The following is a 12,591-nucleotide window of genomic DNA, read 5'->3' as shown; positions in this document are numbered from 1 at the left end:
CAATACCATAGTTTATCCTATATTTCAAGCTGATTAATCCCACTGTTTTATTTTGCCGATTACCTTTTCCTTTATTTTAGTGATAAAGGTCGATTCACCCTTCAATGTCTTTTGCTTATTCCATTCATTGAAACTGGCAACGGTGATTAAGATTAGACCGGCAACTAATAAATAGAACCACCAAGGCATGTGTCCCCAATATGGTCTCGTTTGCAGAAATACATTTAATAATAACACACCGGTCCCTACGAAGAAGTATGATTTAATTTGCAGGAACATCCCCGCCATCATCGATAACAAGGAGAGTGACCCTAAGATAACCGCATCATAAATAGTATTGCTCGCTAACCCATCTTGTATTAAGACAAGTGAAACGCAAACTAGGACTCCCCATTGAATTGCTTTTGTAATATTTGAATATCGCCCTTTTAATAAGAGACGAGTAAAAATAATCAAACCAACAAATGGAAGGACTTGCACTTCCCTTTCCCACAAGGACGGGATATTTAACCTAGCAATAATTGAATAATAAGGCTGTAATAAATAGGCGGCTCCAAGGATAGACATAAAGACCGAAAGATTAGCTGGAACTCTTTTTCTCTGCATCCAAAAAGTAACAGCAATCAGGACGCCTGGGAGCGCTTTACTCCATATAGAAGGATGCTCAAAAAAGTACATCAGCCAAAAATACAAGAAGGAGATTGCTGTATATCCATCTATTTTAATGTCCGCAAGTTTTGTTCCACTTTGAAATAGCTTTTTATAAACACTCTGTCCGATTAAGGCCAACAGTACTCCTAACCCGCCAGCTAAAAGCAGTTTTTGGAGTGCATCCATTTCACTTTGGTACGAGAATTCAACTGTTGCCATAAAAGTGAGGAATAAGGGAATTAGCCCCACTAAATCCCATTTAATTTTATGCAAATAGAACAGGACAGTAAAAGTATATCCAGAGATGACCATGTACGGCACCCATGTAAATGGATAAATCAATAGCAGCGATCCAATTCCAATAATCGAAAATGGTACGATATAATAGGCTGTCCGTTTGTTAAATTCCTCCTTGGCTAAAAGTGCATACATGAGAATAAGACCACTTGTGATTGGAAATTCATACGGTCCGGAAAAGTGAATGTTTAAATAATCGATTCCTGTTGAAACAGCAAAAAATAAAGTTGTAAAACCTCCATAAAGGAATACTTTGATTTTCCATTCCCTATTGGCTAATTTTGTACTAATTCCATAAGCAAACAATGCCAATATAAAACTATAAATCGAATCAGTATGATAGACAAACCAGGTAAACACAAGGGCAGCTGGATATATACTGTGACCTGTCCAGGCAAAAGCAACGGCCAAAACCGAATCTTTTTTCCGGCTAAGGAACGCCGTAAACAGAAGCACGATTGCGCTTGTTGTGGCAATTAATGAATCCACTGTACCTTCAAATGGAATTCTCATCCTAATGGCATCAATCAATGAAAAATAGGCTAGCACGGTTGTGATACTAACAAGATATGGAACCCATTTCGTGCCAATCTTTTTATATAAATAGTAATACATCCCAATTCCGGCTGACAACACGATGGGTTGAACCCACAATCGATTGATTGGGCTTAATAGCGCATGGAAAATGGCAAATGTATATAATCCCTGGGATATAAAGAATGAAATCCTCTCTAATTCCTTTTCTCCTGCCTTTTTCCAGACAAAGCTCGACAATAGAACGAGGATTGCCCCCAATGCAAAATTAATTGCATAACCAAATTCCTCACGATAGTAAATGAAATTAACATTCATTTCTTCAGCAAACGCGGCAATTGAAAGACCTAGGGCACTTGGTAAGACCCATAAGGCAGCTTCCTTATAATAGCTCCTTGTTTCCTTTTTAATGACCAAAAAGGAAACGATCGTTATAAACAGTAGAATAACCCCGGCTTGCCACCATTGAAAGAGCGATATCGCGGCCAAAAGTGCGAGAGTCATAATCGCGATTCCTACGTCCTTAGAGCTATTCTGAAGGATTCTTAAATATTTGACAAATGGTACAACCCCAAACACGACAAACAAGATAAAGCCAGTCAAAGACAATGTAAGTGAAAAGTTTATACTATAGATTGGTTTGACCAGTAAGAGATTAGCCTCATAGATACCTGAAGCGGCAAAAACCGAACTCAAATACGTAAAAAGACGGTTTGGACTGTTATGGGATAAATAAACAAAGTTAACAGCAATGATAAAGTACGCCAGCATCAGGATAATCGACGGATTTCCTGCTCGAAGCAGAATTCCTTCCAGGGTAATGTAAATAAAGGCGAAACCGGAGATTACTGCACTCGTATATTGAAAAACCTTATCAAGAGAAAATCTTCCGTTCATCGCCTTTGGAACAAATACCAAACCAAATGCGATTAAGGCATAGACAACCTCGCCAAAATAATTAAGGAAGCTATGCTCGATAAGCTGATAGGCTCCATAAACAAGCATAACACTAAAAATAAAATGGTATTCCTTTCGACCGCTGACATACATCATCGATAAATAAATAACCGCAGTCAATAAAAGGTTGAAACTGTATAGCACCTCATTGTTGAATAAAAAAAGCATGAAAAGTGTACTAAGGACCAAATTAATCTGTACGTACGGAATAAATTCTTTTGTAAATAATTTGAGTGATTCCTTGTGTTTAACTTGAAGATAGCCAAAAATAAGCGCCGCATTAAATACCGTCATCCCGAGGTAAAAGAAATCAACCTTTAGGTGCAGTCCTGCCAATAAAAAGGCCATCCCCACAGATAGGGAAACAAAGGTAAACCAGACGAATAGTCTCGAGTTTAAGTTTTTGGCAAATAGAATATAAACAATCATTGGAAGAAAGCTGCCCAGCATCCCCAGCAGGTAACGCCCTTCTCCGTTTATCGCTAAATACGAACCCAAAAGGCCAAACCATCCAAGCGAAAGAATAAAAATTGGCAAAAATAAACTTCCTAGGACGATAAAGGCAAAGGCTGTTTTATCGATATGCAATACCTTCTTTGTTAACAAGGAAATTCCGTAAAATAGTAAAGCTACAAATGCAATCGACCCGCTTTTCATGTAGCTTGTCATTGATTCCCAGTTACTTGTGGCTACGAATAACCCGCCTATTAATAAAAAAATCACACCAATGTTTAACGACCACGTAATGTTCCTTTCACGAACCTCTTCCGGGGTAAGTGTTTTTTTCACTTTTGGCGGTTCTGGAGGCATTTCCTTTTTGATTAGAACTTTCGGTTCTGGAGGCGTCGCCTTTTTGAATTGAACATTCGCCTCTGCTGGCAGTGGAATCGCTTCTATTTCTACTAAATCCAGCTGGTACTGGTGGTGCGCCTTGGCGACTGTGTCTACGATATCCTCAGATAAGTACCCTTCCTCTCTTAAGGTAAACAGCTCTTGCCTAAAAATCCGTCTATTCGCTTCCCTTCTATTCGGCTCCATAATATCCTCCCACATTCAACCCTTTAATAGTTAACAGATCCTTGCCTTCATTAAGCAACTGTCTGTTTTTTCCTCTATAGTGTAATTTTACACTACCGTCAAATATTTTCAAGATTTTCTCTAAAAAAATCACTGTAAAAAAATAAAGTTGTATGTTTGAGGGTAAAATCTGTATGATATAAGAATGTTCATATTTAAAGATGGAGGAAATTATGCTTACATTTAATGAGAAATTAGCCATTATCGAATCGTTCCCGGAATTAGAAAGAAAGAATGTTTCTCTCGGCCGCGTTAATTTTCAATTCCCTAATAGTATTTCGGATAAAAAAAATATTGTTTATCATTTACATCCAAATGGAAATGGCTTTGTCTATGCTGGAAAGACAGGGAATTATGAAACAGACGAAAAGGGTTTGGTAAATATCCGCGACTTTTCTGCCGACCAACTCAGAGCAGTACTAAAATCAGCAATTCAAGGCTTGTCACCAATTGAAAAAACGGCATCTGAGGAAGCAATTATTGGAGATTCTTCGGAAGAACGCTGGATTGACGGTGAAGACAATCAGTTAATACTATTAAATGAAAATGAAAGCTGGAATATCTATTTTGGATTAAACCTCGATGCCAGCTTTGATACATACGGGGAAGCAGAAGCGTTTTTGCAGGAAGAGGGCTTTACTCGAAAATAGTCAAAAGGCTGTGCTGGAAGTGTCAGCACAGCCTTTTTTTAGTATCAAAAAATAAGAGAGAAGAATTAATCTTCTCTCTGTTTTTAATTATTTCCGGTGGATTTTACCCCTTTGTTTCCTTTAGGGCCTAAATAATTATAATTATCAGGATTAATAGGTGTATACCCTTCTGGTTTGTAGAAACGGAGCAAATCTTTATAGACGATTTCATCGGACATCTGCAGCTCAATATTCACTTTTTCAGAAATATCCTTACATGATTCAGTATTTTCCAGTAATTCGCCTGTCTCAGATGAGTAGCACTTATCTTTAATCTGAATGACATCTGAAGACACAAAATCACCATTTCGGAATAAAGCCCAATTTCGATGGTCCTTAGATAATAGGTCTGAACCAAACTCCATATAGTCCTTTGTATCAACACCTAATAAATGAAGAACTGTTGGACGTACGTCCACTTCTCCACCCACTTGCTTCTGAACGCCGCCTTTAACACCTGGAACATGGATAAATAATGGTACGCGCTGTAATTTTGCATTGATATCAGGTGTAATTTCGTCAACACCAAGCACTTTTGCCATTGCTTCATTATGGTTCTCAGAAATACCGTAGTGATCACCGTACATCACAATCACAGTATTATCATATAAACCATTAGCTTTTAAATCATTAAAAAATTGTTCAAATGCTTGATCCATGTAATTGGCTGATTGGAAATATTGGTTTACCACCGTATCCCCGAAATCACCTGCAGGAAAATCTGTGTCTCCCGGATCCATTGCAAATGGGAAGTGGTTCGATAATGATATGAACTTTGTATAGAAAGGCTGTTTCAAACCTTCAATCATCGGCATTGACTCTTTAAAGAATGGTTTGTCCTTCATTCCATAGTTCTTTGTATTTTCTTCTGACATGCTATAATAATCTGCATCAAAAAATTGATCATACCCTAAAGCCTTATACATCACGTTGCGGTTCCAGAACGTTTTGTAATTACCGTGGAAGACGGCGGAATTATAGCCAAGGCCTTTTAAAATTGCAGGTGCAGCTTGGAAGGTGTTCTGAGCTTTGTTAACGAATACAGCACCTTGACCCATTGGATATAATGAGTTTTCCATCAAGAATTCAGCATCAGATGTTTTCCCTTGTCCTGTTTGATGGTAAAAGTTTTCAAAATAAAAGGTTTGATTATCATGGGCCAAGGAATTTAAAAACGGTGTTGCTTCTTGGCCATCAGGCAATTTATAGTCAATCATAAAGGTTTGGAAGGATTCCATTGAAATATAAATTACGTTCATTCCTTTTGCCTTACCAAAGTATTCTGGATTTGGTGCTGCATAGTTAGCTTTCCGATAGTTCTCAACATCGGTAATATCGCTGCTGTCAGCTAATGCACGCTGACTCGAAGATTTAATGTTTTGAATTACATCATAAATCGTAAAGTTATAAGCACCAAGATATTTAACTAAATAATTTCGGTCGAAAGAACGTGTAAGTAACTGTGGACGGTCCTTTTCCGCTAAACCTAGATTAAATAAAAATGTGGTGATGGCAAACAAAAGGACGATTTTATATGATTTTCTGTTCGTTACCGTAACCTTCTTAAAAACGGTTAATGCTAATACAATTAATATAATGAAATCGGTAAAATAAAAAATGTCAAACGGAGACATTAAAGATAGAGCACTGTCTCCAAGCTGACCAGCATTTGTTTTTGTTTGCATTAAAACAGGTACTGTAATGAAATCATTAAAGAAACGATAATAGGCTATATTTGCGTACAATAAGAACGATAAAACGAAATTGATGATAATCATGACCAGCTTTGTACGCTTCTTAAACAGCAGGGCGAGTCCGAAAAAGAATAGTGCTGAACTCAATGGGTTAATTAATAACAGAAATTTCTGCAGGCTATTATCTATTCCTAGTTTAAATTCAATTTGATATGCCGTATAGGTCTTGATCCAAAATAAAACTACGGCAATTGCAAAAAACGTAATATGACTATTGTTTAATTTTTTAGGCAATCTTAGTTTATTCATTTCTATATTCTCCTCTCACTTACCAATTAAGCTTCGGTAAACGAACCTCAACTACTATAACATATTTTAATAAAAAATAAAAACATAAATCATGCCATTATTTGTCTTATGTACAGCAATAATTTATGTCAATATTCTTGTTAATTCGACTAAAACAAATATTCATGATGACGTTTTGACATATTTTTCGGGTGGTCCTTTGTGGACATGCTGTTTCAATCCTCATTAATATAAGACGTTGAAATTACTAAATAGTTTCACCTAATATTCATTTGCTAATTATCATAAACCTGAACCATTTTCTATGCAATATGAAATTAGCCTTATTTTTACAAATAAATGGAACAAGCTAATAATAGTAATAAAGATTGGATAGTATAATCGCAATGGAGAAAAATGTTCTGAAAGGGGATTGAAGTATGCCGAGAATTAGACCTGAATTTACCAAGAGCCCGTATTTTGTTGATGAGCCTGGAAATTGGCATTTAAAGGACGGAGCACCAAAAGAACTACAAATAGAGTTGGAAAATTATCTAAACAGCCTTGAAGACCTAGAGGACCCAGGATCCTTGAATGGAGTGGAAATTGATTATCCTTACAATCGTTAAATTGAAATATATATATATAATAGAAGAAAGCAGTTACAATTCACTACGTTGTTACCAAATGAATTGAAATTCATTGTAATGGATAAGGTAAGAAAAAGGAGTGAGGAAATGCCTAGAGGGAAAGAATTAGAACAGCTTCCAATGGCGAATATCGCACCGGGCGCTGGAAAAGATGCAAGTAGTCATAACAGAGAGGTCCTTGGGAGTATTGTCTCGCAAGAACAGCCGCAGCCAAGTGATATCGAAAAAGAAAACGAAGATATGTAGTAAGGCAGGAAACTTATCCTGCCTTTTATTTTTTTGTTGTTGTTCCCTAAGTTTATTTAAGATTTGCAAATCGTTCGAGATCACGATTTTCCCCTATCACGACCAGGACGTCCCCATGGTCAATTTTTTTATCCGGTGACGGCGATATATTAATTTCATCTTCATGGCGAATGGCAATAACGCTCAAATTATACTTAGCCCTTAAGTCAAGCTCCCTTAAGGTTTTATTCAACATCCGATCTGGAATTTTCACTTCCTCCACACTATAATTCTTTGATATCTCAATAAAATTCAAAACATTGGGTGATAAAAGCTGATGAGCAACTCGAATGCCCATATCCCTTTCAGGAAAAACAACCCAGTCCGCTCCTACCTTTTTTAACACTTGGCCATGAAGCTTGTTTAGAGCCTTGGCAATCACCTTTTTAACACCCAGCTCCTTTAAAAGCAAAACACTAAGGATGCTCGCTTGGATATCATTTCCTATCGCCACAATGACAGTATCAAAATTTCGAATCCCAATCGATTTTAATGCCTCAGCATCTGTTGAATCTGCAATTATCGAATGGGTTGCATACGGATGGGACTCTTCCACCCGTTCCTCATTCACATCCACCCCAAGTACTTCTTGGCCAGATTCAAATAACTTATTGGCAATACTTAGCCCAAATCTACCTAAACCAATTACTGCGTATTGGTTAGCCATTTTTTCATCGAGCCCCCTTGATGTTAAAACCTACCCAATCATTATTTTACCCTTAGGGTATCGGAATGAATCCGGATTTCTACGAATTGTTACAGCATAGGCAATTGTTAATGGCCCTACCCTGCCCGCGAACATCGTAAAGGTAATTAATGCTTTTCCAAAAGGAGATAATTCGCGGGACAAGTCCATTGATAAACCAACAGTGCCAAATGCAGACGTAGCTTCAAAGACAAGCCTTAAGAAATCCGTCCCCCGCTCCGTAATCGTTAATAACAGCGTAATCGTCATAACAAGAAACAAGGCACTAAATGTAACGGTCAATGCTTTGTAAATCGTTTCATAACCGATTCTTTGCCGATAAAAAATAACATCTTCTTTTCCTCGTATTTGTGACCAAACTGCTCCAATTAATGTAGTAAAGGTCGTTGTTTTAATACCACCGCCAGTCGAACCAGGAGAAGCACCGACAAACATTAATAACACAATTAACAATAATGAAGATTGGGTCATATCGCTAAGATTCAGCGTATTGGCACCGTCTGTCCTGGCAGCAACGGATTGGAAGAGCGCCCCCAGTATTTTTCCTGAAAAAGTTAATGGTTTTAAGGTTTTTTCATTCGAAAATTCTAATAAAAAGATACCAATCGTACCGCCTATTAACAAAAATCCACTTGTTACCAAGACAATTTTTGTATGCAAGGACAAGCGTTTAGAATGTCGGTAGTCATAAAGTTCATTCATGACGATAAATCCAATTCCTCCAAAGGTAATTATGGCACAAATTGTTAATACAACTGTTGGGTCATCGACATAAGTAGTCAAGCTTTGAAAATGACCAAAAAGATCAAATCCTGCATTATTAAAATTTGAAATTGAATGGAAAATTCCGAAATAAGTTGCTTTTCCAAGTGGCATGTCAAATGAAAAACGAATAGCCAAAATGACTGCCCCTGCAAATTCAATCACAGCAGTAAAAATTAAAATCCTTCTAGCTAACCGGACAATTCCTTCCATTGAAAGATTATTTAATGATTCCTGCAGCAAAATTCTTTCCTTTAGTGAAATTCTCTTTCCTAATAAAAAGGCAAAAAGCGTAGCGAACGTCATAAAACCAAGCCCGCCAATTTGGATCATAAATAGGATAACTAATTGGCCGAATAACGTAAAAGTGGTACCTGTATCCACTACTACAAGACCTGTAACACAGGTAGCCGAAGTGGCAGTAAATAAGGCGTTTAGGAATGATAATCCGTGTCCATTCACAGTTGAAGCTGGCAATGTTAATAATAAACTGCCCAATAAAATAATCGCGGCAAATCCCAATACTAGAATCTTAGGAGGATCCAGATAATACTTTTTTCGTTGCATAATTTCCTTCCTACCCTTTCATTATTTTGGCAATAATTTAATGCGTAAATAAAGGGATTGTCTATTGTACTTTTCCCAATGAAACCCTAAATATTTAGGATTTTTTGTCGACTGGCCCTTTTTTCCATTCATTCTATTTCTCTTTTTGTTAAAATTCGATATACTATAGCGGGAAATGTCATTACAGGAAAAATATACTACTCAACTAAATGGATGTAAATAAAAATTGTTATCATGATATTACGTGGAAAATTTCTCATATGTTTATAAAACAATTTACTGATTTTTTCCGTGAGCTATGACACAAGTCAAGAAAAAAGGGTAAATTAATGAAGATTCAATAGCTATCTACATAACGATTTGTTAAGGAAATATTAAGAGGAAATGGGAAATGGGGGGATGAAAATGAATCAAGGAACAAAACAGCTTTTTATTCAAACAGGTAGTCTTGTAGCTGGCTTTATGGTCTGGGTACTTATTTCTTCACTAATGCCTTTTATTAAAGAGGATATTAACCTTTCTACCACGCAAATTGCCTGGGCGACGGCAGTACCTGTTATCCTTGGCTCACTGCTCAGGGTTCCAATAGGTTTTTGGGCCAATCGTTATGGTGCCAGAATATTATTTACGATTAGTTTTATTATTTTGCTTGTGCCGATTGCCATTATTAGCTATGCAAATTCGATTTTCATGCTGATACTAGGCGGATTCATACTAGGAATTGGCGGGGCAGTTTTTTCCATCGGGGTCACGTCATTACCGAAATATTATCCGAAAGCTCGTCATGGCTTTATCAATGGAATTTATGGTGCAGGTAATATCGGGACAGCCATTACATCTTTTTCTGCCCCGGTACTCGCTAATTCCATTGGATGGAGAACGACGATAAAGATATATCTAATTGTTGTATTAATTTTTGTCATCATAAATTTCCTATTCGGGGACAAAAAAGAACATAAAGTAAAAAATTCCTTTTTGGCAAGCTTTAAGCAGGTTTATAAAAATCCTAAACTTTGGTTTTTAAGTTTATTTTATTTCATCACATTTGGCTCTTTTGTTGCATTTACCATTTATCTGCCTTCGTTTTTAGTTAATCATTTTGAATTAGATAAGGTCGATGCCGGCTTACGAACAGCGGGTTTCATTGCTCTTGCTACTTTTTTTAGGCCAGTAGGCGGATGGCTTGGTGATAAAATTAATCCTTTTCTTATTCTTATGGCAGTGTTTTTCAGCCTTACCTTTGCAGGCTTCCTGCTTTCGTTCACACCATCGCTGCCGATATATTCTTTTGGCTGTTTAATAGTTGCCTTCTTCGCAGGGATTGGAAATGGGGCCATCTTTAAGTTAGTTCCATTATATTTTTCAAAACAAGCGGGGATTGTCAATGGTATCGTTGCCGCAATGGGTGGTCTTGGCGGTTTTTTCCCGCCAATCATTTTAACGATACTCTTTAATTGGACTGGACATTATGCGATTGGTTTTATGTCTCTATCTGAATTCTCACTTGCAAGCCTTGTCATCGTTGTTTGGCTTTACTATCAAGACAAGCTCGACATTTCCGTTAAAATAGTGAACCATGCTGTTGACGGTATTTGCGTTACTGATGTCAATGGGATTATTCAAAGTGTCAACCCGGCATTCACAAAAATAACCGGGTATAGCCAAGAGGAAGTAGTCGGTAAAACACCAAGTGTCCTTCAATCTGGGGAACATGACAATGATTTTTATAAAAAAATGTGGGAAAGTCTAAAATCAAGAGGAATGTGGGAAGGCTACATCTGGAATAAACGCAAAAATAATGAAATATATAAAGAGTGGTTAACAATTACAGCCATCAAAGATGACGCAGGGGAAACAAAAAATTATGTTGGAATGTTCAACGAAGAAACCGAAAACTCAAAGAAAAATTAATATCAATCGAGAGATCTTCTCCCATAGAAGATCTCTTTTTTTTGATTTAAAAGATAAATATTACAACTTTTTGTCAATTAACTTGAGTTCACAGATCCTTCACCATTTTTGTGACGTACGTCACAAAAATCATGTTACCATGTGGTTTATAGTAACATCATAAACAACAGCAACTTGTAAATTAAAAACTAAAAACCATATAGGGGGAAACAATCATGGCCCGAATTAATTATTGGAATCCAGAAGATGAAAAGTTCTGGAACGCAGAAGGAAAAAAACATGCAAGAAGAAATTTATGGATCTCTGTACCATCTTTAATGCTCGCATTTATCGTTTGGCAAATTTGGTCAGTAGTAGCAATCAGACTTAACGATATCGGTTTTCATTTTACCGATGAACAACTATTCACACTAGCAGCAGTACCAGGTCTTGTAGGGGCAACACTTCGCTTTGTGTATACCTTCGCTGTCGGATCTATCGGCGGTAAGAACTGGACAGTAATCTCGACAGCGGTTTTAGCAATTCCAGCAATCGGAATCGGTTTTGCCGTTCAAAATCCAGAAACACCATTCTCTATTATGCTTTTGCTGGCAGCCCTTTGTGGCCTTGGCGGCGGTAACTTTTCATCATCTTCAGCCAATATTAGCTTTTTCTTTCCTAAGAAGGAAAAAGGAACAGCCTTAGGAATTAACGGCGGTTTAGGAAATATGGGTGTATCTGTTGTCCAATTCGTCACACCATTAATTATTACTTCAGGAACTTTCGCACTAGTAGGCGGCAAACAAGTATTAGCAAACGGTCAGGCAGTATATTTACAAAACGCAGCATTTATTTGGGTCATTCCGATTGTCATTATGACAGTCCTTGCAATGTTTAAGATGGATAATGTTCCCGGAGCAAAACAAACGGTAGCAGATCAATTCGTGATTGTGAAACGTAAACACACTTGGATTATGACTGCCCTTTATGTGGCAACCTTTGGATCATTCATTGGCTATTCTGCGGCATTCCCGCTGTTATTAAAATCTCAATTTCCTGAATACATCTCACTTGCCTTCCTTGGCGCTTTATTAGCAGCTGCTGCAAGACCAGTCGGCGGTTGGATGGCTGACAAACTAGGCGGTGCAAGGGTAACAGCATATGTTTTAGTGATCATGGGCATTGGAGCAGCAGGGGTTATATATTTCTTAAATGGCAAACAATTCGCCGGATTCTTAATTTCTTTCTTAGTCCTTTTCCTTGCATCTGGCATCGGCTCTGGATCAACATTCCAAATGATTCCAAACATCTTTATTCCAAAAGAAGCAGCACCTGTAATCGGATTTTCAGCAGCATTCGCGGCATACGGCTCCTTCTTCATTCCAAAGCTTTTCGGATGGTCTGTTAAAACAACCGGTACACCTGTTACCGCATTTTACTTCTTTATCGGGTTCTATGTAATTGCTTTTGGACTTAACTGGTTCTTCTACCAACGGAAAGCAACAGCTGCAAGAACATTAGCAAAACAAGCGTAAAAAAGTTTT

General features: G+C 37.4%; 9 protein-coding genes. 5 read left to right on the top strand and 4 right to left on the bottom strand.

What is annotated here, in order from left to right; genetic code table 11:
• Positions 1–33: 33 nt before the first annotated feature.
• Positions 34–3,477: a hypothetical protein gene (locus tag ACIQCO_RS12105; protein ID WP_400428761.1), complete on the bottom strand. Its 3,444-nt coding sequence runs from the start codon at positions 3,475–3,477 to the stop codon at positions 34–36.
• 212 nt (positions 3,478–3,689) lie between these two features.
• Here ACIQCO_RS12105 and ACIQCO_RS12100 point away from each other — a divergent pair, with 212 nt between their 5' ends.
• The gene (locus ACIQCO_RS12100; protein WP_400428759.1) at positions 3,690–4,166 is read left to right on the top strand and encodes a hypothetical protein; all 477 of its coding nucleotides are present in this window, start codon (positions 3,690–3,692) and stop codon (positions 4,164–4,166) included.
• Between the two features lie 83 nt (positions 4,167–4,249).
• Here ACIQCO_RS12100 and ltaS read toward each other — a convergent pair whose 3' ends face one another.
• Entirely contained in the window at positions 4,250–6,208 is a 1,959-nt protein-coding gene (gene ltaS, locus ACIQCO_RS12095) for a lipoteichoic acid synthase (RefSeq protein ID WP_400428757.1), read from the bottom strand.
• 419 nt (positions 6,209–6,627) lie between these two features.
• On the opposite strand from ltaS, the gene ACIQCO_RS12090 reads away from it, so the two are divergent.
• Entirely contained in the window at positions 6,628–6,816 is a 189-nt protein-coding gene (locus ACIQCO_RS12090; protein ID WP_400428755.1) for a hypothetical protein, read from the top strand.
• 63 nt (positions 6,817–6,879) lie between these two features.
• Positions 6,880–7,083, top strand: a complete 204-nt coding sequence (locus ACIQCO_RS12085) for a hypothetical protein (RefSeq protein WP_400428753.1) — start codon at positions 6,880–6,882, stop codon at positions 7,081–7,083.
• A gap of 52 nt (positions 7,084–7,135) precedes the next feature.
• Here the strand turns inward: ACIQCO_RS12085 and ACIQCO_RS12080 are convergent, their stop codons facing one another.
• Together ACIQCO_RS12080 and ACIQCO_RS12075 are read right to left on the bottom strand one after the other, a co-directional pair.
• On the bottom strand, positions 7,136–7,789 hold the full coding sequence (locus tag ACIQCO_RS12080; RefSeq protein ID WP_400428751.1) for a potassium channel family protein: 654 nt from the start codon (positions 7,787–7,789) through the stop codon (positions 7,136–7,138).
• A 30-nt stretch (positions 7,790–7,819) separates the two neighbouring features.
• Positions 7,820–9,157, bottom strand: coding sequence for a TrkH family potassium uptake protein (locus tag ACIQCO_RS12075; protein ID WP_400428750.1), 1,338 nt, complete (start codon positions 9,155–9,157; stop codon positions 7,820–7,822).
• 405 nt (positions 9,158–9,562) lie between these two features.
• Here ACIQCO_RS12075 and ACIQCO_RS12070 point away from each other — a divergent pair, with 405 nt between their 5' ends.
• Positions 9,563–11,068, top strand: coding sequence for an MFS transporter (locus ACIQCO_RS12070; RefSeq protein WP_400428748.1), 1,506 nt, complete (start codon positions 9,563–9,565; stop codon positions 11,066–11,068).
• Positions 11,069–11,283: 215 nt separating this feature from the next.
• Positions 11,284–12,582: an MFS transporter gene (locus tag ACIQCO_RS12065; RefSeq protein WP_400428746.1), complete on the top strand. Its 1,299-nt coding sequence runs from the start codon at positions 11,284–11,286 to the stop codon at positions 12,580–12,582.
• Positions 12,583–12,591 lie beyond the last annotated feature (9 nt).

Origin of the sequence: Neobacillus sp. NPDC093127 (assembly GCF_044754175.1) — a bacterium.
Classification (GTDB): domain Bacteria; phylum Bacillota; class Bacilli; order Bacillales; family Cytobacillaceae; genus Neobacillus.
Note: the sequence above shows the minus strand (reverse complement) of the source record. Positions and strands in the feature narration are given on the sequence as shown.